The sequence below is a fragment of the Shimia sp. SK013 genome (assembly GCF_001292625.1).
In the GTDB taxonomy this organism is placed as follows: domain Bacteria; phylum Pseudomonadota; class Alphaproteobacteria; order Rhodobacterales; family Rhodobacteraceae; genus Shimia.
Genome location: NZ_LAJH01000009.1, coordinates 363,034 through 387,242, shown reverse-complemented (window position 1 = coordinate 387,242; position 24,209 = coordinate 363,034). Strand labels below are relative to the sequence as shown.

General features: G+C 55.5%; 22 protein-coding genes. 9 read left to right on the top strand and 13 right to left on the bottom strand.

What is annotated here, in order from left to right; all coding sequences use genetic code 11:
- Positions 1–7: 7 nt before the first annotated feature.
- Positions 8–1,225, top strand: a complete 1,218-nt coding sequence (locus tag SHIM_RS04400) for a hypothetical protein (protein WP_054001390.1) — start codon at positions 8–10, stop codon at positions 1,223–1,225.
- Positions 1,222–2,583, top strand: a complete 1,362-nt coding sequence (locus tag SHIM_RS04395) for a cytochrome P450 (protein ID WP_054001389.1) — start codon at positions 1,222–1,224, stop codon at positions 2,581–2,583. Before SHIM_RS04400 ends, SHIM_RS04395 begins: the two co-directional genes overlap by 4 nt.
- A 31-nt stretch (positions 2,584–2,614) precedes the next feature.
- Here the strand turns inward: SHIM_RS04395 and SHIM_RS04390 are convergent, their stop codons facing one another.
- The gene (locus tag SHIM_RS04390; RefSeq protein ID WP_054001388.1) at positions 2,615–3,223 is read right to left on the bottom strand and encodes a hypothetical protein; all 609 of its coding nucleotides are present in this window, start codon (positions 3,221–3,223) and stop codon (positions 2,615–2,617) included.
- A 619-nt stretch (positions 3,224–3,842) separates the two neighbouring features.
- Between SHIM_RS04390 and SHIM_RS04385 the strand changes: the two genes are divergently transcribed.
- Positions 3,843–4,706 carry a YihY/virulence factor BrkB family protein gene (locus tag SHIM_RS04385; RefSeq protein WP_054001387.1) on the top strand — a complete coding sequence of 288 codons (864 nt, stop codon included), beginning with the start codon at positions 3,843–3,845 and terminating at the stop codon, positions 4,704–4,706.
- On the opposite strand, the gene cls is transcribed toward SHIM_RS04385, so the two are convergent.
- Positions 4,671–6,083 (bottom strand): cardiolipin synthase, encoded by a 1,413-nt coding sequence (gene cls / locus SHIM_RS04380; protein ID WP_054001386.1) that lies wholly within the window; start codon positions 6,081–6,083, stop codon positions 4,671–4,673. The two genes, SHIM_RS04385 and cls, sit on opposite strands and share 36 nt — an antisense overlap.
- Positions 6,084–6,179: 96 nt before the next feature.
- Between cls and SHIM_RS04375 the strand changes: the two genes are divergently transcribed.
- Positions 6,180–7,778 carry an AMP-binding protein gene (locus SHIM_RS04375; RefSeq protein ID WP_054001385.1) on the top strand — a complete coding sequence of 533 codons (1,599 nt, stop codon included), beginning with the start codon at positions 6,180–6,182 and terminating at the stop codon, positions 7,776–7,778.
- A 91-nt stretch (positions 7,779–7,869) separates the two neighbouring features.
- Here SHIM_RS04375 and SHIM_RS04370 read toward each other — a convergent pair whose 3' ends face one another.
- Genes SHIM_RS04370 through SHIM_RS20615 form a run of 4 tightly spaced genes read right to left on the bottom strand, consistent with a single transcriptional unit; the run spans position 7,870 to position 10,365 of the window.
- On the bottom strand, positions 7,870–8,949 hold the full coding sequence (locus SHIM_RS04370) for a methyltetrahydrofolate cobalamin methyltransferase (RefSeq protein WP_054001384.1): 1,080 nt from the start codon (positions 8,947–8,949) through the stop codon (positions 7,870–7,872).
- Between the two features lie 9 nt (positions 8,950–8,958).
- Positions 8,959–9,885 (bottom strand): methylenetetrahydrofolate reductase, encoded by a 927-nt coding sequence (locus tag SHIM_RS04365; protein ID WP_054001383.1) that lies wholly within the window; start codon positions 9,883–9,885, stop codon positions 8,959–8,961.
- A gap of 26 nt (positions 9,886–9,911) precedes the next feature.
- Positions 9,912–10,208 (bottom strand): virulence factor, encoded by a 297-nt coding sequence (locus tag SHIM_RS04360; protein ID WP_054001382.1) that lies wholly within the window; start codon positions 10,206–10,208, stop codon positions 9,912–9,914.
- A 28-nt stretch (positions 10,209–10,236) separates the two neighbouring features.
- A complete protein-coding gene (locus SHIM_RS20615; protein ID WP_275043946.1) occupies positions 10,237–10,365 on the bottom strand; it encodes a hypothetical protein in 129 nt (42 codons plus the stop codon).
- A 92-nt stretch (positions 10,366–10,457) separates the two neighbouring features.
- Here SHIM_RS20615 and SHIM_RS04355 point away from each other — a divergent pair, with 92 nt between their 5' ends.
- Both SHIM_RS04355 and SHIM_RS04350 read left to right on the top strand, forming a co-directional pair.
- Positions 10,458–11,570 carry a Ppx/GppA phosphatase family protein gene (locus tag SHIM_RS04355; RefSeq protein WP_054001381.1) on the top strand — a complete coding sequence of 371 codons (1,113 nt, stop codon included), beginning with the start codon at positions 10,458–10,460 and terminating at the stop codon, positions 11,568–11,570.
- A gap of 63 nt (positions 11,571–11,633) precedes the next feature.
- Positions 11,634–12,356, top strand: a complete 723-nt coding sequence (locus SHIM_RS04350; RefSeq protein WP_054001380.1) for an RlmE family RNA methyltransferase — start codon at positions 11,634–11,636, stop codon at positions 12,354–12,356.
- Between the two features lie 294 nt (positions 12,357–12,650).
- Here the strand turns inward: SHIM_RS04350 and SHIM_RS04340 are convergent, their stop codons facing one another.
- A complete protein-coding gene (locus SHIM_RS04340; protein WP_054001378.1) occupies positions 12,651–13,568 on the bottom strand; it encodes a lysophospholipid acyltransferase family protein in 918 nt (305 codons plus the stop codon).
- 175 nt (positions 13,569–13,743) lie between these two features.
- Between SHIM_RS04340 and SHIM_RS04335 the strand changes: the two genes are divergently transcribed.
- The 3 genes from SHIM_RS04335 to SHIM_RS04325 are packed head-to-tail and all read left to right on the top strand — an operon-like array spanning position 13,744 to position 16,177.
- Entirely contained in the window at positions 13,744–14,454 is a 711-nt protein-coding gene (locus tag SHIM_RS04335; RefSeq protein ID WP_054001377.1) for an acylneuraminate cytidylyltransferase family protein, read from the top strand.
- A 2-nt stretch (positions 14,455–14,456) separates the two neighbouring features.
- Positions 14,457–15,248 carry an SDR family NAD(P)-dependent oxidoreductase gene (locus SHIM_RS04330; protein ID WP_054001376.1) on the top strand — a complete coding sequence of 264 codons (792 nt, stop codon included), beginning with the start codon at positions 14,457–14,459 and terminating at the stop codon, positions 15,246–15,248.
- The gene (locus SHIM_RS04325) at positions 15,242–16,177 is read left to right on the top strand and encodes a Gfo/Idh/MocA family protein (RefSeq protein WP_054001375.1); all 936 of its coding nucleotides are present in this window, start codon (positions 15,242–15,244) and stop codon (positions 16,175–16,177) included. Before SHIM_RS04330 ends, SHIM_RS04325 begins: the two co-directional genes overlap by 7 nt.
- A 56-nt stretch (positions 16,178–16,233) precedes the next feature.
- Here the strand turns inward: SHIM_RS04325 and neuC are convergent, their stop codons facing one another.
- The 6 genes from neuC to SHIM_RS04295 form a co-directional block, all read right to left on the bottom strand.
- A complete protein-coding gene (gene neuC / locus SHIM_RS04320) occupies positions 16,234–17,355 on the bottom strand; it encodes a UDP-N-acetylglucosamine 2-epimerase (protein WP_054001374.1) in 1,122 nt (373 codons plus the stop codon).
- Between the two features lie 58 nt (positions 17,356–17,413).
- Entirely contained in the window at positions 17,414–18,085 is a 672-nt protein-coding gene (locus SHIM_RS04315; RefSeq protein WP_054001373.1) for a sulfotransferase family 2 domain-containing protein, read from the bottom strand.
- Positions 18,086–18,211: 126 nt separating this feature from the next.
- On the bottom strand, positions 18,212–19,240 hold the full coding sequence (locus tag SHIM_RS04310; RefSeq protein ID WP_054001372.1) for an N-acetylneuraminate synthase family protein: 1,029 nt from the start codon (positions 19,238–19,240) through the stop codon (positions 18,212–18,214).
- A gap of 286 nt (positions 19,241–19,526) precedes the next feature.
- Complete coding sequence (locus SHIM_RS04305) at positions 19,527–21,368, bottom strand: glycosyltransferase (protein WP_054001371.1); 1,842 nt, start codon at positions 21,366–21,368, stop codon at positions 19,527–19,529.
- Complete coding sequence (locus tag SHIM_RS04300; RefSeq protein ID WP_152926446.1) at positions 21,365–22,720, bottom strand: cellulose biosynthesis cyclic di-GMP-binding regulatory protein BcsB; 1,356 nt, start codon at positions 22,718–22,720, stop codon at positions 21,365–21,367. Before SHIM_RS04300 ends, SHIM_RS04305 begins: the two co-directional genes overlap by 4 nt.
- Positions 22,721–22,977: 257 nt before the next feature.
- The gene (locus tag SHIM_RS04295; protein ID WP_054001369.1) at positions 22,978–24,189 is read right to left on the bottom strand and encodes an NAD-dependent epimerase/dehydratase family protein; all 1,212 of its coding nucleotides are present in this window, start codon (positions 24,187–24,189) and stop codon (positions 22,978–22,980) included.
- Positions 24,190–24,209: the final 20 nt, after the last annotated feature.

Sequence of the window (24,209 nt, the reverse complement as noted above, 5' to 3'; positions counted from 1 at the left end):
GCGAGATATGGGCAAGAGCAGCCACAGTGCGGTGCGAAAGCGTCGGGTGTTTTACATCCCGGGATATGACCCGATCCACCCGCGGCGATATCGCGAACTCTATCGTAAGGAAGGCGCTTCACAGGCGGAGATTTCCGGCTATGACGTCGCCTTGTCCGCCAAGGTGGCGGGCGACGGTCCATATGGGTGGCACGTGGCCGCAATCATCGAGGACGCGCAGGTTCACTCAGATTTTGAAGTGCTGGTGTGGTCTGACATCGTGCGCGACAGTATGGATCAGGGGATACTTGGCACCTACGGGCAACTGATCCGGACGGCGGTAACCTATATCGGGTCCGGCGCGTTGTGGCGGTTGATGAAGTTGCGAAAAGGCCCTGTGATTGCTGCGCTTTATCCGGTGTTATTCCTGTTGGTTCAGCTCGGTGTGGCCTTGTTGGTGGCGTGGGGTATTGGTGCGCTTATCGGAATTTGGTTGCCTGACTGGGTCGGCCTGGCTGGATTGGCGGTGGTCCCGCCGATTTTGAATTGGTTCCGAAAAAAAGACGGCAAATTCTTCGCCTACTACTTGATGCATGACTACGCTTATTCAGCCCAATCAAAGGGCGAAGATCCCCCAGAGCTTGCCGCGCGCATGGCTGAATTTACGGACAGGATTGCGGCGGCGTTAGAAGACGACGTAGACGAGGTGCTGGTGGTTGGTCATTCCAGTGGTGCGCATTTGGCGGTGTCCATTCTGGCTGATTTGATCCGCGACGGACGGGTATCGTCAGGCGGGCCGTCATTGGGGTTTCTGTCGCTGGGTCAAGTGGTGCCGATGGTGTCGTTTTTGCCTAAAGCCCATCGTTTGCGCCGCGATCTCGCGTTTCTGTGTCAACGAGATGAACTGACTTGGGTGGATGTGACTGCGCCGGGCGACGGGTGTGCCTTTGCGCTGTGTGATCCGGTCAGCGTCAGTGGTGTTGCGCCCGAAACTGGCAAACGCTGGCCGTTGGTGGTCTCAGCAGCTTTCACGCAGACCTTATCAGAGGCGCGTTGGGCGGAGTTGCGGTGGCGTTTTTTCCGGCTGCATTTTCAATATATGTGCGCGTTTGACCGACCCGGAGATTATGATTATTTCAGCATCACCGCAGGCCCAAAAACGTTGGCTGAGCGGTATGAGGGTCGTGGCCCGTCAAAGTCGCGCATTGAGCATCCGGTGAACAAATTTTCGCAGGTGGAACCATGAGCGAGAGCGGGCAAAAGCACCCTCCGAAGCCGCCGGCGAGGCCGGATAGAGTGTCGCTTCGTCAATATGTAACGCTGTTTCGCAAAGACATTCTGTCGGCGCAACCTCAGCGGCTTTATCGGGCATGGATGGCTGAGTTCAAGACACCATTTTTCCGCTCGTTCATGATCAATCAGCCGGATTTGGTGAAGACGGTTTTAAAGGATCGGCCGGAGGAGTTTCCAAAGTCCGAACGGGTGACCGAAGGTTTGCGTCCGCTGTTGGGAAATTCGGTGTTTGTCAGCAACGGCGAGGTGTGGAAGCGGCAACGGCGCATCATTGATCCAGCATTTGAAGGTGGACGGTTGAGAGACACCTATCCGGCGATGTTGGCGGCGGCTGAGGCTGCTGTGGCGCGGTTGGGCGAGCGGGCGGGCGACGTGGTGGAGATTGAGGAAGAGACGTCTCATGCGGCGGCGGATGTGATTTTTCGCACGTTGTTTTCTATTCCGATCGAGCATCACGTTGCCCGCCGTGTCTTTGACCAATTCAAAATCTACCAACGCAGCCAACCCATTGTGAACATTGCTGCTTTTGTGCCAATTCCAAAGTGGTTTCCGAGGTTTTTCAAGCGGGACACCAAACAATCCGCAAAGATGATCAATCATTTGATCCGGCAGTTGACCGAAGACCGCATGAAGGCGATTGAAGCGGGCACCGCGCCGGACGACCTCGCCACGAAGATAATGACAACCGAAGACCCTGTGACTGGAAATCGGTTCGATACGGATGAAATGATTGACCAGGTGGCGATATTTTTTCTCGCCGGACATGAGACCAGTGCCAGCGCGTTGGCGTGGGCGCTGTATCTGATGGCGACACATCCAGAGTGGCAGGAAAAAGTTGCGTCAGAAGCTCAGGATTTTGGAGGGGAATTCTCTGATGTGTCGCGGCTGCGTATCAGTCGCGACGTGTTTCGCGAAACATTGCGGCTGTATCCGCCGGTTCCGATGATGGTGCGGCAAGCGGGGTGTCCGCAGACCTTTCGGGAAAGAGCGGTTCCTAAAGGGTCGCAGGTGGTTGTGTCGCCATGGCATCTGCATCGCCACGAGCGGCTATGGGACAATCCCGACGGGTTTGATCCGGCACGATGGGAGACGGAGAACGGCAAGGTATGTGCGCGGGAGGCGTATATTCCGTTTTCGACCGGCGCGCGCGTCTGCACGGGCGCCGGATTTGCCATGGTTGAGGGGCCGTTGATCCTGTCGCTGATCCTGAAACGTTTCAAGGTTCAACCGGTTGGGCCGGAACCGGTGCCAGTCGCGCATCTGACGGTGCGGTCCAAAGATGGCATCAAGCTGCGACTTCAACGGCGATAATGTGTGTGTGCGAACACTGAGGTCGTGACAGTCAGGCGACGGTTGGCTCTTTGGCAACGCTGTTCAACCAGTCGGCCCAACTCAACCGCCAGTCGCCTTCGAAGGTCGTGGCACCTTCAAAAATATCTGCGTCCGCGTCACGGTCAGCAAAGCTGAGTTTAAACCGCAGCTGGTCCTCGGCCAGTGCGAACTCTGGTGGGGAGGGCAGCTTTGTTGCGATCAACTCTGTTTGGCTCCAATCCGACGATGCGTCGGCCACAACACAGCAGGCGTGCGGCGCGTCGCGCAGCGATGTTCGCGGCTGGCGGCCAAAGATTTGCAATTCCGGTGATATCAACGTCAGGCTTTGGATGTGGGGCGCGATTTTTGCAGTGGGTTTTGTCAAGGAGGACAGCCATTTCAGGGCCACCATCGTTCCATTTCCGATAGCTGCGATGTGCAACGGAGCGGTTTGCGCTCCCATGGTCGAGATCATCTCGGACAAATCGTTGACGCGCGGGGCAAACCGCTCTTTGCCGTTCGGATTCCAAAGGCGGCGCCAAGCCACTTTGGCCACCGGATGAGACGCGGCGGCAAGGGCGGCATAGATTTTTTCTTCTCCCGCAAAGTCGCGCGCGCGCTCGCTGGCCGTGAGTGGCATGATGAGTACCACTGGTGCGTTGCCCGGTTTTGAGGATTGAACTGGGTGACTTAAGATAGCGTGTCGCGTTTCTGCGATAATTACCGAAGCCTCAGCGGGCGAATGGGCAAGGACGGTCATTTCTATTGTCCTGTCGAGTTGAGTAGATCTGCTCCGGCTTAACGGAGCGGGAAACGAAAGCGCCGACCCGTGAGGTCGGCGCCAGCCTTGATTTCCGTGAGTGATCAGACAGGTCTGTCTGGATCCGCAAGTCCGCCAAGGCTAACGGGTGCGGAGATCAGAGCCGCCCTAGGGGGAGGGAGGGAGGGAGGGACGACCCTGATCAACCTTGGCAAAGGACAGCAATGCGTCCTTGCATGATCTTCAAATAGGGTTTGATACGTCGATTCAATTGAGAGTTTTTCACGTTTGTTTGTGTATTTCTGCCAAACGGCAAAAGTTCGCGAGGAAAATGACAAAGAGGCAATAAATCGCCTAAAAAATTGGGATTCAGGCGACAAAAATCGCCGCCTACGTTTGACCGATACTCCATTCAATCCGGCTTTGGTCTTTCATGTAGCGGCGGGTTGACCTCTTGGACTGGCTGCCGCCTAATCAGTTCAAATTTTCAGGGGCAAATATGCGGTTCTTTTTTCAGGTGCTGGCTGAAGCGTTTAGCGAGTTTCAACGCAAAGGCGGGTTTGTACGCAGTTCGCATTTGGCGCTGTCGTTCATGTTTGCCTTGTTCCCGTTTTGCATTTTTGCCCTGTCGTTGGCGGCAGTGTTCAGTCGCGCTGCGGATGTGGACCTTTTGATCGATTTTGTGCTTGGGTATTGGCCGCCGGAAATCGTCAGCCCAATCGAACGGGAATTGCGTGCCGTTTTGCAATCAGGGGCGGGGTCTTTGACGTTTGGCGCCCTGCTGTCGATCGTGTTTGCCACCAATGGCGTTGATGCGGTGCGTGTTGTGGTCACCGAAGCCTATCGCGACACCGATCCGCGACCATTCTGGCGCGTGCGCCTCTTGGCGCTGTTGTTTGTGGTGGTTGGCACAGTTTTGATCCTGTCGACGGGCATGCTGAGCGTGGGGATTCCATTGGTCTTGCTGTATTTTGAGGACGTGGTGCCTTGGTTGACCCAGTCGATTTTGAGCAACGATCAGTTTCGGAGTGCGCTCACCATTGGTCTCTTACTCTTCTTTCTTTATGCCTGCCATCGCTGGCTACCGGGTGTGAAACATCGCTTTCGGGATGTGGCACCGGGTGTTGTTCTGACGGTTTTGTTGTGGAGTGGCGCGTCTAAGGGATTTGCATTCTACATCAGCAACTTTTCAACCTATTCCGTGACCTATGCCGGATTGGCTGGGATAATGTCGGTATTGGTTTTTCTGTATGTGATGAGCGCGATCTTTGTGTTGGGCGCCGAGTTTAACGGCCGCTTAATGGTGCGTCGCCACGCTGATGAGACGTCACAGCACAGGGGCAAACAGGCGGGCGACGGGTGACAGGACCCGCACCCACAGTGGTTGCTGATGCAGCGGTGTTGTAAGTTTGAGGCTGCGCGAAAAATCGTCTTCAAACATGATTTCAAGGTCGCGGGCGGCAACTGTGTCAAACAAAATGGCAGTCTGTTCAAAATTCAACTGACAGGACCGATTGTCGAGGTTGAGTGTGCCAACGGAGGCAATTGTGTCATCCACAAGCACGCATTTCTGATGCATGAAACCTTGTTCATAGGTGTAAAAAGAGACGCCTGATGCGCGCAGCTCATCAAAGAATGCAAAGGCCGCCAGCCATGTGATCCAGTGGTCGGCTTTGGCGGGCAGAAGGATGCGTACGTCGATTCCCTTGAGGGCCGCCAGATGCAATGCCGAGACGATGTCGGCATCTGGTACGAAATAAGGCGAGGCAATCCACAGCCGTTCTTGGGCGGCGGTAATACAGCCATTGAAGTAAAGGCTGCCGGTGTCCATCTTGTCGGCGGGACCTGCGGCCAGGATCAGCCCGTCCTGATCGGCAGGTTGAACATCCATAACCCAGTTTAAGTCATCGATCAGGCTTTCTTGCGCCGCCCAATGCCAGTCTTCTGCGAAGATCAGTTGGAGTTGTTGCACCAAAGGACCCTTAATACGGCAATGGGTGTCACGCCATGGGCCGAAGGCTTCGTCGAGCCCCATGTATTCTTCTCCGACGTTCAGGCCGCCTGTAAAACCTACGTCTCCATCAACCACCAAAGTCTTGCGATGGTTGCGGAAATTAACCTGGAACCGTTTGGTGGGCCCACGCAATGCGTTGGTATCCAACATGCGAACGCCGGCATCCGTCAAACGTTTGATATAGGAGCGGGTCAGGCGGCTGCACCCTACTGAATCATAGAGAAAGCGGACCGATACGCCCCGTTCACGTGCCGCGAGCAGGCGGTCAGCGAGAGCTTGTCCGGATGTGTCGTCGCGTACAATATAGAACTGGACCAAAATGTAATTCTCGGCGGCTTCAATTGCCGCATGGATGGCGCCAAAGGTTTCATCTCCATCGATCAGCAAATCGAACTTGTTGCCTGAAATGACAGGACTGGCGGCAATGGTTTCAAAAAACTTGGCATCTGCGTTCTGGGCGGCGGGTTTGGGAGGGAAATCAAGCCGTGTGGCTTCAATCCTAGCGGCGAGTTCTTTGCTGTCCCGTCGGGCCGTGACGTAGCCCCTGACTTTGGAATGGCCAAGAAACAGGTATGCAAAGACCGCGATGTAGGGCGCTGCAATTAGGAAAACAACCCAGGCCACTGCGCCTTGGGGCGTGCGTGATTGGGACAAGGCGCGAAAGGCAAACAGAACAGCAAGCCCTTCTAAAAGAATTAAAAAAACGAGTGAAATCGAAACAGTCATAAATGGTCCGCCACGTACTATTACGGGTAAGAGAGCGCTTTTCGCGGTAGTGATGCGTCGATAGTGTTACGCGAATTTCGGGGAGAGGAAAGTTTTATGAAAACGATCGACGCATTGTTTGACGCCCGCAGTCGGGAGTTTTCGGCGCAGGACTTCCTTGTTGTGCCATCTGATGCGGGACGCGCGTATTATCCGGATGGGGTAAACTGGAGCTACGGCGAGGTTGCAGCGCAAGTTGATGCGCTGTGCGGAGCCTTGAGGTCCGCGGGATATGGGCATGGTCACCGGATCGCGGTTTTGCTGGGCAATCGGCCTGAAATGATGGTGTGGAAGCTGGCCTTGGCGCGGTCGGGGATTTCGTGGGTGCCGGTCAATCCGGACTATCGCCCCGCCGAGGTCGCCTATTTGCTGCAAGACAGCCAGTCAGTGCTGGCGATTTCAACGCGGGAGTTGCGCGACTTGATGGATGCCGGCGTGGCGGAGGCGGGATTGACTGTGCCGGTTGTCGTGATTGGTGATGGAGCGGCGTTTCCGACCGCTGCCTATGCGCCACCAAAAGCCGACCAATCGGTCACCCGCGAAACAGAAGCCAGTCTGATCTACACGTCCGGTACCACGGGGCGGCCAAAGGGCTGTATCCTGAGCCACGGATATGAAGTCGAGATGGGCCAGTGGTATGCGGGACGCGGCGGATTGATCCGGTTTGAGGCGGGCGTGACGCGGGTCTATTGCCCGCTGCCGTTGTTTCATGTCAACGCGGCGATCCTGTTGTTTTTGGCTGTCGTTGAGAGCGGGTCTGCGCAGATCATGCCGGAGCGTTTCAGCGCCCGGTCGTGGTGGCGCGAGATTGTCGAAACCGGTGCGACGGCTGCGCACTATCTTGGCATTGTCATTCCCGCGCTGATGAACAGAGAGCCGGATGAATATGAAAAGAAACATAAAATTCAGTTCGCGGTTGGCGCAGGTGTCGAGCCGACATTGCATCGCCCCTTTGAAGAACGGTTTGGATTTCCGCTGATTGAGGTTTGGGGCATGTCAGAGATGTGCCGGATCCTAGGTGATTATGAGGAGCCCCGCAGCATCGACACGCGTGCAATTGGCCGACCAATGCCGGGGCTTGAAGTGCGGGTTGTGGATGGCGATGACAATGAGGTTGCGCGCGGGATGCCTGGTGAGATGGTCATTCGTTACAGTGCGGAGACCCCGCGCAGGGGCGCCTTTTCCGGCTATTTGAATCTGCCGGAAGTGACCGAGGAGGCGTGGAAGGGCGGATGGTTTCATACCGGCGATACGGTAACGATGGACGACACGGATATGATTTGTTTTGTGGATCGCAAGAAGAACATCATTCGCCGGTCGGGTGAAAACATTGCCGCTGCCGAGATTGAGGCGTGTTTGCAGGAACATCCCAATGTGGAACGTGTCGCCGTGATCGCGGTGCACGATGACATGCGCGACGAAGAGGTCATGGCCTGTGTGCAATGTATTCACAACGACGATGGGGCGGCTGCGCAAGCGCTATATGACCATTGTTTTGCGCGGTTGGCTTATTACAAGGCGCCTGGATGGCTGCGGTTTGTGCCTGAGGTGCCGGTGACCGGCACACAGAAGGTACAGAAACACGCGATGTTTGCGGAAGGTGAAGACCCGACCGCTGAGGCGCATGATTTCCGGCATTTGAAGAAACGGGGCTAACGCCGCCTACTTTTCAGGTGATCAACCAAAATGGGCCAAGCTTTGGAAGTCAAAGCCTGGCCCGAATTTGTTGTGTGCTTTTCGTTAGCGCTTAAGCGCGACGACGGCGGCTGCCACGACGACCACCACGGCCACCAGCCTCTCCATCCGCTGACGGTGGCTTGTTGGTGCGGATCCATTGCGAGCCAGAGTCGTCGTTGTTGGTCAGGAAGTTGGCGGCGCGGATGGCCTCCATTTCCTTACCTGCGCGGGATTTGGTCGAACCGATGCCAAACAGGCGGCAGATGGTTTCGTCGTCCATACCGTCGGGGATCACGATGCCCGCTGCTTCGATTTCGGCGCGCTTTTCGGCCAGTTTCTTTGGACCAACGGGAATGGCAACCGGGTTCATGATGGCGGAAGTCATGCCAGCGCCCATGGCCATCGGTAGGAAGGCGTTATTGATGCCGTGGCGGTTGGGCAGGCCAAAGGAGATATTGGACGCGCCACAGGTGGTGTTTACACCGAGCTCTTCGCGCAGGCGGCGCACAAGGGTGAAGACCTGAAGCCCGGCGGTGCCCATGGCGCCAATCGGCATCACCAGCGGGTCAACCACGATGTCATGCGCGGGAATGCCGAAATCCGCGGCGCGTTCGACGATCTTTTTGGCGACAGCAAAACGCACGTCGGGATCTTCGGAGATGCCTGTGTCGTCGTTGGAAATCGCGACAACAGGTACGTTGTATTTTTTGACCAGCGGCAAAACCAGCTCAAGGCGTTCCTCTTCGCCTGTGACCGAGTTCAGCAGCGGGCGGCCTTCGGCAGCAGCGAGGCCATTTTCCAGCGCGCCGGGGACCGAACTGTCGATGCAGAGCGGGCAGTCGGTGACTTCCTGCACTTTTTCGATCAGTTGGCGCATCAAGGTTGGCTCAACAAAGTTGTTGTCTGCATAACGGGGGTCTTCGGCCATTTTGTTGGAGAAAACCGCGCCGGAGTTGATGTCGAGCACGGTCGCGCCAGCGGCAACCTGTGCGATGGCATCGGCTTGCACTCGGGTGAAATCTCCGGCTTCCAGCTCGGCGTTGAGGATTTTTCGACCGGTTGGGTTGATGCGCTCCCCGATCACGGTGAAAGGCTGATCAAAGCCCATCACCGCGGTTTTGGTTTTGGATTCAATAATTGTGCGGGTCATGCGCGGTCCTTAGTTGGCGTTGGCGGGCTGTGCCGAGGCACCACCGTTTTCAATGGCCCAGTTGGCATTCGTTTTGATGCCGCCAAGCGGGAAGAAGTGCACCGATTCAATGTTGAAATCGGGATTTGCGGCCTTGTGAGCCGAGAGTTCCGTGAGAACGTCGGTTGGCTCATACGGCAAAAGCAGTTTGGAGACATCCATCGCGCGTTTTTGCAGCACTTTGAGGGACGGGCCGACACCACAGGCGATGGCAAATTTGATCAGGGTCTGCAGCTTGGCAGGGCCAGCGATGCCGATGTGGATTGGGATATCAATGCCTGCAGATTTCACGCCGTTGGCCCAGTCGATAATCGGGCCAGCCTCAAAAGCGAATTGGGTAGCAAGCGCCATTTGCGCGTCGGAACGGTTTGAAAAATCCTGTTTCCACTGCAAAGCCGCGTCGACGTTGGCGGTGCCGCCGGTCGGGTCGATGTCTTTATTGCCTTCAGGGTGGCCCGCAACGTGCAGTCGGGTGAAGCCGGCTTTGTCAAACAAGCCGGTTTCCAGAAGCTGCATTGAGTCGGTGAAATCGCCGTGTGGTTGGGCGACGCCACCTGCCAGCATAAGCCCCTGTTTCACGTCAGCTTCGCCCTGATACATGGCTATCCAGTTTTCCAGAGTGGCGGCATCTTTGATGATGCGCGCTGGGAAATGCGGCATCACGTCATAACCTTCGTCGGCAATACGTTTGGCCGTGGCAACCATGTCCTCGATCGGGGTGCCTTCGATATGGGCGATATAGACGCGTGTACCTTGCGGCAGAAGTGCGCGAAAATCCTCAACCTTGGAAGCCGTGCGCGGCATGACCTCAATGGAGTAGCCTTGCAGAAAAGCCTGCATTTCGGGAGACGTGGTGGTTGTTTCGTCTGTCTTACGCTTAAAATTCAACAAAGCCATTGCGGCCTCCCAAAACGAGGGGCGTGTCATGCCCAGCCTTCATTAGCGATCAGCGTTTTGAGGCGCTCTTGATCGAACTCTTCTTCGAGCCGGGCCACTTCGCTGTCGCAAATGGCCTGCGCCTCTCCCTCAACCGGATAGGGTGTCGCCTTGCGCCATTCGGCAAGATAGGCGTCTGCATCCTTGGCCCCAATCTTCATCGCCGCGCGGTCGATCGCCTGTTCAAAGCGCTCGGCCAACGGTTTCTTGGATCCACGACGGCCTTTGCCCACGATGACCTGGGCTGGGATGTCGCGCCAATAAACGATGGTGACGTCGGGCATGGGGGTGATTCCTCCGGTGTTGGTAGATTCATTCGTAAGTCAGACGCGCCAACAGTTTTGGCTCATTTTCGACAAGGTGATCGCTTTCCGCGACCTCACGTCGTTGTAGCGACCCATGGCGGGGGTGCACAGGCGTAGCGGCTTGAAACTTTTGCATGAAGAAGTTGAGGCCAAGCAGGCGGGCAGGGGATTGCGCCCTTGTCGGGGACGCACTACGTTGAAGGCAACACGATATGGAGGGCGTTACAAATGGCGCCCAAGCGTCCCGAAGGTGCGGGCGCGTTCCCAAAACCGGTTGAAAGCCCCGCGCCGAAACCGCCCGATCCGAGCACGCTCTATGCGGCGCTCGATCTGGGCACGAACAGTTGCCGCATGCTGATTGCCCAACCTAAGGGCAGTCACATTCATGTGGTCGACAGCTTTAGCAAGTCTGTCCAGCTTGGCTCCGGCCTTGAGACCACGGGACGGTTGTCGCGTGGATCGATGCGGCGGACGATACAAGCCTTGCGAATCTGTCAGCAGAAATTGAAGCGTCACAAGGTCAAACGCATGCGTTTGGTCGCCACAGAAGCCTGTCGGCGCGCCAAGAACAGCCGTGATTTTATCCGCCAAGTGCGGCGTGAGACTGGCCTGCAGTTGGAGATTATCCCAACAGAGGAAGAGGCGCGTCTGGCAGTGATTTCCTGCGCGCCTTTGGTGAGCACCAAAACGCAGCAGTTGTTGGTGGTGGACATTGGTGGCGGATCGACCGAGCTGGTGTGGATTGATTTGACCTCGGTGCCAAGTCGCGACCGGCCCAAAGCGATCATGCGGCTGCACAGTGGATTTCGTGGCGACGACAGCCCGTTTCCAGGTGCAAAGGTGGTGGATTGGATCAGCGTGCCGTTGGGCGTTGCGACATTGCGTGACCAGTTTCGCGATGTAGAAGACGATGCCGCGCGGTTTGCGCTGATGAGCTGGTTTTTTGAAGAAAACCTAGCGGAATTCGCCCCGTATAAAGATGCGCCACCCAGCGAAGGGTTCCAGATTGTCGGCACCAGCGGTACGGTGACAACCGTGGCCGCCAGCCATTTGGGGCTGCGGCGTTATGATCGCACAAAAGTTGACGGGTTGCGCATGACCAGTGACCAGATCGACAAGGTGATCCGCGGCTATCTGGAGCTTGGTCCGAAAGGGCGGAAAGATGATCCGCGTATCGGGCAGGACCGGCACGCATTGATCATGTCGGGTTCAGCAATTTTGCAAGCGTTGTTGCGCTGTTGGCCAACGACGCGGCTGTCTGTTGCTGATCGTGGGCTGCGCGAAGGACTGCTTTACGCCCAAATGAGCGCAGATGGCGTGTTGGAAGACGGCCCGTATTGAGGTATTGGCCAAGTCTTCGAAGAAGAATGTGCGGAAAACTCAGTGACCGCGTGAGGTGATGTAATGGCTAAAAGTCCAACGGGTAAAAATACCTCGGGTCGCGGGTTGCGCGATCTGACGGTTAAGGTGAAGACGGCGCGAGGGCGCCGGTTGAGCTCGACGCGCTGGTTGCAGCGACAGCTGAACGATCCTTACGTGCAGCGTGCCAAGGCCGAAGGCTATCGCGGTCGCGCGGCCTTCAAGATCATGGAAATCGACGACAAATACCGTTTTCTCGTTCCGGGTGCGCGGATTGTGGACCTTGGTTGTGCGCCGGGTGGCTGGTTGCAAGTGGCTGTGCCACGGGTGAATGCGCTTGGTGAGAAATCCGGCAATAAAATCGGCACCATTTTGGGCATCGACCTGCAAGAAGTGGAAGCGGTTGCAGGGTGCGATATCCATCAGCTTGATTTCATGGACGAAGGGGCTGACGAGCAGGTTAAAGAATGGCTTGGTGGCAAGGCTGATGTGGTGATGAGCGACATGGCGGCGTCGAGTTCCGGCCACAAACAAACCGACCACTTGCGCATTATTTCGTTGTGCGAAGCCGCAGCCTATTTTGCCTTTGACGTATTGGACGACGGCGGAACCTTTGTGGCCAAAGTCTTGGCAGGGGGCGCTGAAGGTGAGCTGCAAAAGCTGCTCAAGCAGAAATTCACCAAGGTGGCAAATTTCAAACCGCCGAGCAGCCGTTCGGATAGTTCCGAAAAATTCGTTGTAGCTTCGGGGTTTAGGGGGCAATCCTAAACCTACTTCCGGCCTAGGCCGCCGGCCGTAAGGATGCTGACGCGGTTTTTACGAGAAACTCGCTGACAAAATCAGGTTGAGTGGTGGAGGCTGGTGTTTTGGCAGATTGCTGCACCAGGTTTTCTTGGCGGATGAGTTCAAACAGACGCTCAAAGCGCGAGGTCTGAACCAGCGCGAACGCAGGCACATGTTTCAAGGCAGATCTCCATAAGCAGCGTGACCGCGAGCAGGCGGGTCACATTATGAAAGCTCTGTATGAAGGGGGTGAATGGCGATTCTGGCCCCGAATTGGGGCTATTTTGCGGACGGCGCGGCCGTGTCACGGTCCGCACTGGTGTCATTTCCCGCGTTTTTCCAGCGGTTGTGGGTCCACATCCATTGACCCGGATGCGCCCGAACCTGCGCTTCGAGGCTCTCGTTGAGCGCTTTGGTCATTTCCTGAATTGTGGTGTGCGGAATGGGAGCCTCGGTAACAATTTCGTAGTTTCCGTCTGGCTGGCGTACTCCGTAGCAGGGTACCAAATCAACTTTGTACTTTAGAGCCAGTTCCGCCGCCGATTCCGCAGTGCGGGCCGGTTTGCCCATAAAATCATAAAGCGGTGCGTTGTTGATGCGCTGATCATGGACAATGCCAACAAAGCCACCGCCGCGAAGATGCTTGATCATATGTGACATGCCACGGCGGCTGCGTTCAAACATCGGCTCGCCAAAATCCGCCATTGCAGCCACATAGTGATCGTTGAAATATGGGTTGGACATGCGCTTATAGAGCACGCCAATTGGCATGCCGCGCGACAAGAATGATCCGCGAACAGCAAGGTAGTTCCCGAAATGACCGGTCACCAAAAGCGCGCCTTTGCCATCGGTATGCGCCTGCTCGAGCACAGCGTTCCCGGGGCCCGAGATCGGCGCCTTTGCAGTGCGGTCAAGGAATGTCTTATCGGAATAAGTCTCCATGAGCATCCGACCCATCGATCGAGGTGCCTGCCTAACAATGGATTCTCGCTCTTTTTCAGAGAGTTCCGGCATCGCCAGTGCGAGATTTTCCCGGATGCGTTGGCGGTTACCCGTTGCGGGAGCAAGCACATTGGTGGCCAGCCAGCCAGCCATACTCAAGCGCGTGTCATATGGCAGGACTTTAACAGCGGCCAGAAAAGCGCGAATTGCGTAGTCTGACAGCTTGTAGCCGAGGTTTCCTTTTTGGGCACTCATCGTGGCAGTCCTGCACTGGAATTGGTGAATTGGTGTAAGGTCGGATATGTAGTGCTCAGCACGGGTCGCTGCAAGGTGTGATGAGCGCGCGATTGCGGTTGCAACGGCGCATTTGGGTTCGTATTTCACAATGAGCCCTTTAGATTAGCTGGCCAAATGCAATGGAGACGCAAGCATGATCCTTGGACATATCGGTGCACGCAAAGGCTCCAAAGGGGTCGTGCGGAAAAACTTTAAGGAATTGGGCGGCAAACCGTTGATCGACTGGTCGCTTGATCAATTGTTTGCGCATCCGATGGTGGATGCCGTGGTGGTGTCCACGGACGACGAGGAAATTTACGCGCATGCCGTTGCCAAAGGTGCCTTGGACATCGGTTTGCGGCCGGCACATCTTGCCACTGACGCCGCCCCGAAATGGGGTGTCTGGCAACACGCTTTGGAGGCCGGACAAAACGCCGCCGGGCGCACGGCCAGCGCATTTCTGGATCTGGATTGCACGTCGCCTTTGCGACAGCCAGAAGACATCACAGGTGCATTGAAACTGTTTCAGAATGACAAGCCTGACATGGTGATGAGTGTCTGTGAGGCCCGCAAGAACCCCTACTTCAATTTGGTGGAACCAGATGAAACCGGGGCGTTGCATGTATCAAAACCCCTGCCAGGAGGCGTGTGGGCGCGTCAGGCCGCGCCGACGGTTTATGAACATGCTGCCAGCACGTATGTGGTGGATCCGGACTATCTTCGAAATGCGTCGACGATTTATGAGGGCCGCGTTGTGCCTTTTGAGATGCCGGCAGAGAGGTGCATCGACATCGACTCGCCATTGGATTTTGCCATGGTTGAGTTTCTGCTGGCGGACTTTTTGAAACGAGATGAGGACAAGTGAGCATGGGTAATCAACTGGACGGACGCACGGTTTTCATCACAGGATCAGGTGGTGTTTTGGGATCCACCTATGTGCGACGCATGTTGGATCAGGGCGCAAAAGTGGTGGCCACAGATCTGGAAGGACCACGCGCGGACAGCTTGGTCGAGACGCATGGCGGTAACCCAAACTTTGGCTTCTATCATCTTGATGTTGGAGACGAAAATGCCGTAACGGGCATTTTCCAGAGGGTTATGGCCGATGGCTGGAAGCCAAATGTCGTGCTGAACAATGCGGCCATTACTGGTGAGATGTTGATGGGGGCTGGCAAGCCTTTTCCGGACTTTGCGGATACATCGGTGGACGATTTTGAGCGCACGATGCGCACCAATCTGACGGGTGCATTTATGATCGCGCGGCAGATGGATCGTGACATTATCGGCAAATACCCCGCGAGCCTGATCAATGTGGCGTCTATGTATGCGTTAAACGGCGCGCACCATCCGATTTATGAGGGCATGCCGTTTAAAAACTTTAGTGCCTATGGGGTTTCGAAAGCCGGTATTCATGGTCTGACAGTTTGGTTAGCCGGTTATTGGGCGCAACGAGACGCAACGGTGAACACGATTTCTCCCGGTGCGGTGTTTAATGGACATAGCGAAGAGTTTCAGCGCCGCGTCGGTGAATTGATCATGCAGAATAGGATGGCCCAACCGGATGAAATCGCGGATGTCATGCTGTTTTTGGCCAGCAAACAATCGGGGCACATGACCGGACAGATGGTCAACGTGGATGGTGGCTTTTCCGCATGGTGATCGCCGTCATCGGTGCAGGCTCTATCGGGCGACGGCATTTTGCCAATCTAGAGGCGTTGGGCGAGAAAGCCGAGTTAATTGGCTGGCGCGGCTTTGATCAGGTAGCTTTTGAAGCGCGTGACGATATCGAAGCGGTGGTGATCGCCACCTCAACGCCGATCCGGCTTTCGCTTATCGAGATGTGCGCTGATAAAGGCTGGCCATTTTACGCAGAAAAGCCATTGGCGTGGCGAGTTGCGCAAGCCGAAGCCATTCACGACGCGGGGCAGGCGGTTGCGGATCGGTCAATGGTCGGGTTCATGATGCGGTATCATCCGGCGGTGCGCGACCTTGCCGCGCGCGATTTGAGCCAAGTGTATGGCTTTCATTTCGAGATCGGCCACGATGTCCGACAATGGCGTGAGAACTGGTCTTTTGCTGGAAGTTATGCGGCTGAGCCTGAGGGCGGCGGCGTTTTGATGGATCTGAGCCACGAGATAGACCTCGCGTTGGCAGTGTTGCCGGGTTTGCACCTGCAGGCTGTGGACAGTGTTGGGCACACGAACTTTCCTGAGGTGGACTTTGCCACGCGACTGCACCTGGCCTCGCCAAGCGGCGCGGTGGGGTCCGTGGCGATGGATTACGTCAGCCCGGTGTCGCTACGGCGCGCGGGACTGCGGGGTAGAGACGAAGTAATCGATCTCGATTTTCTCAAACCAGAGATGAGGGTTGAAAGCGGTGCGGACACGAAGGTCACGCCCTATGTATTTGATAGAAATGACATGTTCGTAGAAATTATGCGTGACTTTGTGGCGCTGGTGCGAGGTCAGAAAACGTCAGAGAACCCTTTGATGCCCCGATTTGATCGGATGCGGGACAGCAGTCTCTTGATTGCGAAAGCTTGGGAAACACGACGGTTCAACGGCGCGGTCGATATGGACATGAGCTGACGCAAACCGCTCCAATCGGGCGGAGTGACTTTCGTTAAGCTAGGTTGGTGGTGCGTTTAGTCGATGTCATGGAAGGCTTTTTGCAGCGTTTGATCCCAGAAATCCGGGTCCTGCAGGATTTCAGCAAAACGATCCGCAGCGCGACCTTCGCCGAAACCTGTGTGTGGCGCGTGCCGTTGGCCCCATTGAGTGGTTAGAAAGTCGGAGATCGCGGCGCGGTCGTCTGCCGCGCAGGTGACCACCGATCCCGATTGGGCACGATTGGTCTGTCGCGTGCCGATATCGAGCGACGGCAGGCCAAGAAAGGGTGCTTCGCGTACGCCGGCGGACGAGTTGCCGATCATGCAGGCAGCGGTCTTCATCAACTCGGAAAAGTGATTAAACCGCATTGACGGAAATTGCCGGAACCGGTCGGTAGGCAGCGTATCCAGCTCTGCAAAGATTGCCGTGGAGCCCGGATCGTTGTTCGGAGCAATCACTACAAAGTTCCGTCCTGATGCCTCCAGCTCGCTAAACAGGGCATGAGCCTGTGCACCGATAGTTTCTTGTTCCGAGGTCACCGGGTGAAATGTCACCAGTCCAAAATCATCAAACGGAATTTCGTAACGCGCTTTGACGTCCTCCAGAGTGACGCCAGACGGGGCCGCGTGAAAATCCAGCTCTGGCGAGCCTATTACATGGATTGAGCCCTCGGGTTCTCCCATGGCCATAATCCGGCGCTTGGCGTCTTCGGAACTCACAAAATGATGGCTGGACAGTTTGGTGTTACAATGCCGGAAGATCTCGTCGATCGTGCCAGACACTTCGCCGCCCTCAATATGGGCGCACGGAATGTAATTGGTCGCTGCCACCAAGGCCCCCGCAAGCGCCTCGATGCGATCACCATGCACCACCACAAGATCCGGACGGGTTTCGGTGACATAGTCAGAAAAGCCCACAACGGTTTTGGCCAGAATGATATCTTGTGGATCATCAGGGCGTTGATTTAGGAACTCATGCACCGTGGCGCCGTGTTGACGGTGTACTTCGATCTTGGTCAAGCCATAGCGATCCAGCATGTGCATGCCGGTGACGAAATAGCTGACTGAAAAATCCGCCGCCTGCAGGGCTGCTGCGAGCGGTTCCAGTTTACCAAAGTCGGCACGGGTGCCAGTGAGAAAGAGAATTGATCGGGTCATGTAATTCTCATGGCGCGGTTTTGGGACGTGTGCAAGCCCGTTTGAGAGATAGCTTTGGTTAGACAGGCACGTCGCGGGCGTACCCTAAGATGTCAAAATCGCGCTGGTAAAGCTCGTGCATCAAGGCCAGATTTTGATCATCAAAGTAGTCTGTGATGGGTTTTTTGGCGGCTTTGGTGACGTTGCTTCGCGCGATGGAAACCCCGTCTAGTCCTAGCCACTCCGCCGCCTCAGAAAAATCTTGGTCAAGGGTTTCAAAACGCAACAACCGATCGACCGCGATCTTGCCGTCTCTGTCGACGACGAAGTGCGTCTGATCTGGCAAATGCGCAAAAAAATGCTCAGTAGGCAAAGCGGGTTTAAGGCGAAATTCGAGGTATTCGGTAAACGTCATGGCGCCGACCTTCTCGGCTGTCCGACGGTTGCGATACTGTTTCATATATTCAAAATGGGAAACTGCATGCGTGTAGGGATTGCGCACCACGCCAAAAGTTTTGAAGCGGTCGAACTCTGGCCGGCCAAGTTTTCGAATAAAGCCACGAGCGGTTTCATGTCCTTTAAAGTGTGCTTTGTCAGCGGCTTCCTGAATTGGCAGACGCCGTGAAAAGCGGCGCAAAAGGGATTTTTTGTCTGCGTCCCTGCTGAACGGGAGAAGGGCGGCCATGAGCGATTGGCCGGCCGTCTTTGGAACATGCAAAAAAATAAAATTATATTCCAGCGACAGTATCATTTCGGTGTCCGCTTCTTCACGTGCTCATGGTTTTCGGTCTGAGCCGCACAGGCATTTGAGGCCATCGCAATCACTGGCCAGTCTTTGTGGCGGCAATACGCGTCTAGTTTGCTCATACCAGAGTCCCTAGTCCAAATCCGACCAGCGCAACTGAGTGTTACGGCTCACGGCTTTGTTCAGTGTCTTGCCGACCACTTTGTCAAAATCATACCCCGCAATTTCGCCGGAGCCCGGGCGGCGGGCCCAGATGTCGGCTTCGGTGATGAGGTGGCCTTCGGGCAGGTCTTTGTCGGCCACAACAGACGCACGGGCGAATGCATAAACCGACTCTTCGGCCTGAGTGCGCTGTTTTGGATTGTTTGCCGCGATCCAGATCTCGCGGGAGCGGTCGATAAGGTGGCGCAGTTCCGACGGATCCATTGAGTTGATGATATCGGGGCCGGCGCGGTAGCGAGTGTCTGTGTAGTGGCGTTCCAAAATGCAGGCGCCCAAGGCCACGGACGCCAGCGCCATTTCCGGGCCGATTGAGTGGTCGGAAAACCCGACGACGGCGTTTGGGAATGCTTCTTTGAGGTCTGTTACCCCGCGCAGGGACACAATTTCGGGCGGCGACGGGTACAGATTTGTACATTCCAGCAAGGCGTAGTCGATGCCAGCGTCCTCGAGAATGGCAACGGAACGGCGCATGGTTTCGATGGTTTGCATGCCGGTCGACATGATCACCGGCTTACCAAACGAGGCGATGTGGCGGATCAAGGGAAGGTTGTCGGCTTCGCCTGAGCCGATTTTAAATGCCGGCACGTCTGCGGCGGCCAGAAAATCGGCGGCTTTGCGCGAAAACGGCGTAGAAATGAAGATCATGCCAAGCTCTTGGCAATAGCGCATCAATTCAAGTTCGTCTTCGGCTGACAGGGCGCATTGCGCCATGACGTCCCAGATCGATACATCCGCGTTGGGTGGAAATATCTCCTTGGCTTCATCGGTCATTTCATCTTCGACGAAGTGGGTCTGGTGCTTGATCATCTCGCAGCCCGAAAGCGCCGCAAGACGTGCCATTTCCTTGGCAACAGCAAGGTCTCCGCCGTGGTTGATGCCGATTTCGGCAATGACCAAAGGCGGCTGATTGGGTCCGATCTCACGGTGGGCGATTTTCATGGTCGGTTCCTTCGTCAAGCAAGGCTGCAGTCAAGAGAACTGCTAGCCGCTATGGCGCAGGGTGTAAAGTTTTCGGGTTGGGTGCCGACGTAGAAAAGAGATGATGAGAGGATCATGGAACAAGGGGGCCACGACATCAAATCAGAGACCCTTGCGCGGCGGTTTTATCGGAGACAAGCCGCTTGGTACGCGGCATGTCCCTGTACAAACTGTGTTGGCCCCAATGAATTTCATGTCAGCGCCGCGTTCCAGCTTAACTGAGCATTTGGCCATGCACACTTGTGCACTACGCTATGCCAACCGGTCCTGATTTTTGTAAGTCACGGGTTGTTGCGCGTTCAAGGTTTTCCGCGTCAACATCAATCAAAATGCTCAACATGGATTCAAGTGTGAAATAGGCCCGCATCACTCTGAAAATCAGGTACTCAGGCAGCGCGATTATCCCTTTGGGAACACCATTCAGTAGGGTGGCGCAAATGGCCACAATCGATGGCGCGCCCGTTGTTACTGCCACGACGGATTGCCAGACAATCGGGCTCATTGGGTTAAAGGCAAACAGAGTCTCCAGAGCGCCAAATATGATGAGCGGAACAAGCATCGCCCGACGGGCCGAATTCACCAACATGTAGGGTAAGATGACCTTGCCGCGCAACGATCGGTTCGACGAATAGATCAGATCCCGGCACCGCGAAGAGATGTGATAGACAGACCGGAACCAGCGCATTCTCTGTTCGCGCATGTGTTTGTATGAGGCCGGTACTTCAGACACGTAGCGCAACTTTGGATCAACGACAGAGTGATATCCCAATTCACCGATCCGGAGAGAGAGGTCGGTGTCTTCGCCGTTCATCCCTTCGACAAATCCGCCAAGATATCTGGGATGTTCCGTTCGCATGACAACGAACATGCCCGGAATGCCGACAACGCCGTTCACGGCCCCCATGGCGACTGAATAGAATCCGTGTTTTACCTGAACTTCGAGAAGGCGCGCGCGGTCAAAAAGGGCTCCTCCCGGGGGCACGGGAACGCCGCCCACTACGCCGACACTGGGATCAGTAAAGAAAGGCATCGCACGGGAAAAGTTGTCTTCACCAACAAGAGTATCGGCGTCCACACGGATGAAGAATTCGGTCTGAACCGCATCGAGTCCTGCGTTTAAGGCATTTGATTTTCCGGGTTTGGGGACATTGATGACTTTGCCGGATGCGGCTTCGCAAGCGGCAAGCGTCGCGCGGGCGATGCCTTCGGTGTCATCTGACGAGTTGTTATTCATGATCAAAATGTGGACTTCACCGCCATAGTGTTTGGCCGCTGTGTCCATGGCCCGGATAGTATCTTCTATAATGTACTGCTCGTTATGCGCGGGTACGACGACCGAAATCGGCGGACGGTACTTTACGGTTTTTGCCACCATTATATCCCAGATTGCCAGCAAATAGAGTTGCCCGAATAGAACGGGCAGGAACAGAAACACACCGGGACCGATGCCGCCCAGAAGTGTCCAGGACCGCATGGTTTTGACTGCGTCGAGATCCATCGATCCGACCCAAAGTGACACCATCGACGCGACCAATAAGGCGGTGGAAAGACGAATGACAGCGCGGGTCGATTTGACGGCTCTGTGTTCAATTCTGATCCTTGAGGGCATAAAGCCGCGCTCAAGTAGCTTAAAGGAATAGACCGCGAACCCGACCAAGCCGGAGACTATGGCGCTAAAGTGCAACGAAAATGATACGTTAAGCCAATATTGTGCGGAGAGGTTTGCAAGGTCGAGCAGGCCACAAATCATGAGGAAAGTGATGGTCATATCTGCCGCAAAGGACAGGCGGGCGATCAGGGTACCCGAACTAAAGCAGCCAAAGGCAATATAGAACGAGACCAGAAAAATTCGGATCGCAATCGCATGGTTGCCTTCGTAGGGAGAAAACACAAAATCCCGGTTCGGAAAGATCTGCGCGCCCGCGGGAGTATTCACCATCCAAAGAAGCATTGCAGCGATCAAAGTGAAGACCGCTAGGGTGGCGGGCGCGCGCCAGACCGGGATAAATCCCGCGAACTTTTTGGGCGCACTGTCAACTGAGATGAAACTGATCTGGTCGCGATTGTCGCTTTGGATTTCTGTTGTCATGTTGCGACCTCCGACAAATCCACAAGTAAAGTGACAGCGGTTGTCTCGGATCCGCGATAATCCGATAAAATGTGCGCCAACGCGTTTCCGTTTTCGTCAAAGGAAATCATCCAAACGGAGTCCATTGATGCAACCTGCCACCGAGACAACGACGCGCCGCGCGGCAAGACATGAACTGTCGGCACATTCGCCAAGTCCTCAGTTTGTGGTCTGTCCGGCAAAACGTTGGACAGCAATGCAACGGCGACTTCCGCCTCCGGTGCTGTCAGCGCATTATCGACGGCAATCTGGCGCCCATCTGCCTGTGCAAGCGTGTTGCGGACCGTCATAAGCGGTGCAGAGAAAGACGTTGATCCCGCGATTAGCGCCGTTTGACTTGTCAATTCCGCAAGAAGGACCGGACCCTCATTGCAATTTCCTGCTGGTTCAGAACTGGACCACGCTACAATTTCAATGACGTTTTTCCGAGCCGGACGGCTGTCGGATAAATCAATTGAACGGGTCAGTCTTGTGGCACCAGCGTTTAACAGCACTTGGTCAATCAGGCGACCATTGAGTGTCACTGTTACTTGCCACCCGGACTCAAAAAGCATTGCGCCGAGCACAATGTCCAAAGAGAATTCAGCAGGCAGAATCGGATTTTGGGCCTCCATCAAATCGTATCGGATCCGCCATGAGTGCATGCCTTGGAACCGGCGTAGGCCAAAGACGGAGCTAGTCGGTGCGAGAGCATCAGACCAGGCAAATTCGGGCTGTTTTGTCGGGCCATTTGAAGGCAAAGCCATGACCGCGGTTTCTGGATTGATTGCGTCGGCGCCCCCTCCAAATTGCACTTCCCAACCCGAGACAGACAACTCGTGTGCTGCGAGCAAGGCCACGACGCTCTGCTGGGGGTCATTACTCCAAAGCAATGCCACCCGACGGCCCGCCATGTTCGCGCGGTCCCGAACACTGAGTGTTGGTTTGTCTAGTGCCAGAAAAAGGGCGCTGGTCGTTTCGATCTCGACGACGGCTTCTAAGCCTTCGTCTTTGCCGCAAGGGGTGAGTGGGCTTTCCCCTTGGAGACTGAACGAAACGACCAGCCGCTCTCTCGTGAGATCTTCCGTGGTGAGGTCAATCCTGAGAGAACGCCCTGCCTCTCCTGGACGCAGCAACAGATCGGCGCGGCGGGAGTTTCCGATTGAGACGCGTAGAACGCCCTCAACCCCAGCCAGCACTTGAACCGTCACATCAAGTTGGAGGTGTCCAGAAGTAGGGCGCGAATCCGTTGGCAAAAAAAACGTCGCACCCTGATAGGCAGGTAAGCCGGATAAGATGATAGGCTCATCCGGGTTGATGCGCTGAGCGATCACATGAGATCGCCCTGTCGCGCTTTGTGGCGAATGATGCGAGGTTTCAAATCGCAATTGGGGACCCTGAAAGACTTCGACAAGCGTTCGCGTGCCGAGTTGCAGGGATTCGGATCGTGAGAGAAAAAGGGCGATGCCAGCCAAAAGGAAAGCAGCGAGGCCCATGCCAATCAATCGCATTTGAGGTCACCACACATTTACCTGAAATACCGGAAGATCCCTGAGCGCACCTCCAAGCGCCCTCAAGGATCAAGCAGGTATCAGGCCGCTTTCTTAACCACGCCGGGGCGTTGATTGTCGGTCCAGGTCGACACACATGGGATCATTTTGTGGATGCACCTGTGAGCGAACTTCGCTGCAACCTCCTGTGTTTCTTCCATCAGACCATCGGCAAGCGTCGTTGGCTGCAAGCCCAAATCCAGGAAAGTTTTGTTTGAGACACGGAGGTCGTTTTCGGCAGCTTCGTTTCGGGGATTGTCCACGTTGGCAATCTTTGCACCTGAAATTTTGGCAACCAACATCGCCAGATCACGCACTGTGTGGGTTTCTGTCATCTGGTTCAAAATGGCGACCTTGCCATTTGGCGCAGGTGGGTTTTCCACGGCCAGTGCGATACAGCGGACTGTGTCTTTGATGTGGATAAAGGCGCGGGTTTGCCCGCCGGTGCCGTGAACGGTCAACGGGTGGCCGACAACTGCTTGCATCAAAAAGCGGTTCAAAACCGTGCCATAATCACCGTCGTAATCGAACCGGTTGACCAAACGAGGGTCGAGCTTTGTTTCGTCGGTTTGCGTGCCCCAGACGATGCCCTGGTGAAGATCGGTGATCCGCAACCCGTCATTTTTTGCGTAGAACTGAAACAGGATCTGATCCATCGATTTCGTCATGTGATAGACGCTGCCAGGATTGGTCGGGTACAGAATGTCACGCTGGTAAATCCGCTGGTCATCCCCTGGAATGTAAACGTTAAGATACCCTTCGGGGATTTCGATGCCGTCGTCGTCATACCCATACACACCCATCGTGCCAAGGTGCACGACATGTGGGTCGATCCCCAGTTCGGTCACGGCAGCCAGAATGTTGTGTGTGGCGGAAATATTGTTGTCGACCGTATAGCGTTTCTCTTCGATCCCTTTCATGGAGTAGGGCGCCGCACGTTGTTCACCAAAGTGGACAATCGCATCCGGCTTGACCGAAGCAAGCAGCGCGGTAAACCGGTTGAACTCGCGCGCTACGTCGATGCTTTCGAAGTCGATGACAAGACCGGTCGCTTCGGTCCAAGCCGCCAAACGCTCTTCTACAGTGGCAATAGGTGTCAGGCTGTCGGCACCCATTTTTTCATCGATCCAGCGCCGAGACAGGTTGTCGACAATCGTAACTTTATGACCAAGCTTCGAAAGATGAAGCGCCGTCGGCCAGCCACAAAATCCGTCGCCGCCGACCACAATAATCTGTTTTTCATTCTTACCCATCGGAGTACCTCACCCAAATT

Bases quoted from the DNA above. Each gene is read 5' to 3' on its own strand.
- SHIM_RS04400 (WP_054001390.1), top strand. From the start codon at position 8: ATGGGCAAGAGCAGCCACAGTGCGGTGCGAAAGCGTCGGGTGTTTTAC.
- SHIM_RS04395 (WP_054001389.1), top strand. From the start codon at position 1,222: ATGAGCGAGAGCGGGCAAAAGCACCCTCCGAAGCCGCCGGCGAGGCCG.
- SHIM_RS04390 (WP_054001388.1), bottom strand. From the start codon at position 3,223: ATGCCACTCACGGCCAGCGAGCGCGCGCGCGACTTTGCGGGAGAAGAA.
- SHIM_RS04385 (WP_054001387.1), top strand. From the start codon at position 3,843: ATGCGGTTCTTTTTTCAGGTGCTGGCTGAAGCGTTTAGCGAGTTTCAA.
- cls (WP_054001386.1), bottom strand. From the start codon at position 6,083: ATGACTGTTTCGATTTCACTCGTTTTTTTAATTCTTTTAGAAGGGCTT.
- SHIM_RS04375 (WP_054001385.1), top strand. From the start codon at position 6,180: ATGAAAACGATCGACGCATTGTTTGACGCCCGCAGTCGGGAGTTTTCG.
- SHIM_RS04370 (WP_054001384.1), bottom strand. From the start codon at position 8,949: ATGACCCGCACAATTATTGAATCCAAAACCAAAACCGCGGTGATGGGC.
- SHIM_RS04365 (WP_054001383.1), bottom strand. From the start codon at position 9,885: ATGGCTTTGTTGAATTTTAAGCGTAAGACAGACGAAACAACCACCACG.
- SHIM_RS04360 (WP_054001382.1), bottom strand. From the start codon at position 10,208: ATGCCCGACGTCACCATCGTTTATTGGCGCGACATCCCAGCCCAGGTC.
- SHIM_RS20615 (WP_275043946.1), bottom strand. From the start codon at position 10,365: ATGCAAAAGTTTCAAGCCGCTACGCCTGTGCACCCCCGCCATGGGTCG.
- SHIM_RS04355 (WP_054001381.1), top strand. From the start codon at position 10,458: ATGGCGCCCAAGCGTCCCGAAGGTGCGGGCGCGTTCCCAAAACCGGTT.
- SHIM_RS04350 (WP_054001380.1), top strand. From the start codon at position 11,634: ATGGCTAAAAGTCCAACGGGTAAAAATACCTCGGGTCGCGGGTTGCGC.
- SHIM_RS04340 (WP_054001378.1), bottom strand. From the start codon at position 13,568: ATGAGTGCCCAAAAAGGAAACCTCGGCTACAAGCTGTCAGACTACGCA.
- SHIM_RS04335 (WP_054001377.1), top strand. From the start codon at position 13,744: ATGATCCTTGGACATATCGGTGCACGCAAAGGCTCCAAAGGGGTCGTG.
- SHIM_RS04330 (WP_054001376.1), top strand. From the start codon at position 14,457: ATGGGTAATCAACTGGACGGACGCACGGTTTTCATCACAGGATCAGGT.
- SHIM_RS04325 (WP_054001375.1), top strand. From the start codon at position 15,242: ATGGTGATCGCCGTCATCGGTGCAGGCTCTATCGGGCGACGGCATTTT.
- neuC (WP_054001374.1), bottom strand. From the start codon at position 17,355: ATGACCCGATCAATTCTCTTTCTCACTGGCACCCGTGCCGACTTTGGT.
- SHIM_RS04315 (WP_054001373.1), bottom strand. From the start codon at position 18,085: ATGATACTGTCGCTGGAATATAATTTTATTTTTTTGCATGTTCCAAAG.
- SHIM_RS04310 (WP_054001372.1), bottom strand. From the start codon at position 19,240: ATGAAAATCGCCCACCGTGAGATCGGACCCAATCAGCCGCCTTTGGTC.
- SHIM_RS04305 (WP_054001371.1), bottom strand. From the start codon at position 21,368: ATGACAACAGAAATCCAAAGCGACAATCGCGACCAGATCAGTTTCATC.
- SHIM_RS04295 (WP_054001369.1), bottom strand. From the start codon at position 24,189: ATGGGTAAGAATGAAAAACAGATTATTGTGGTCGGCGGCGACGGATTT.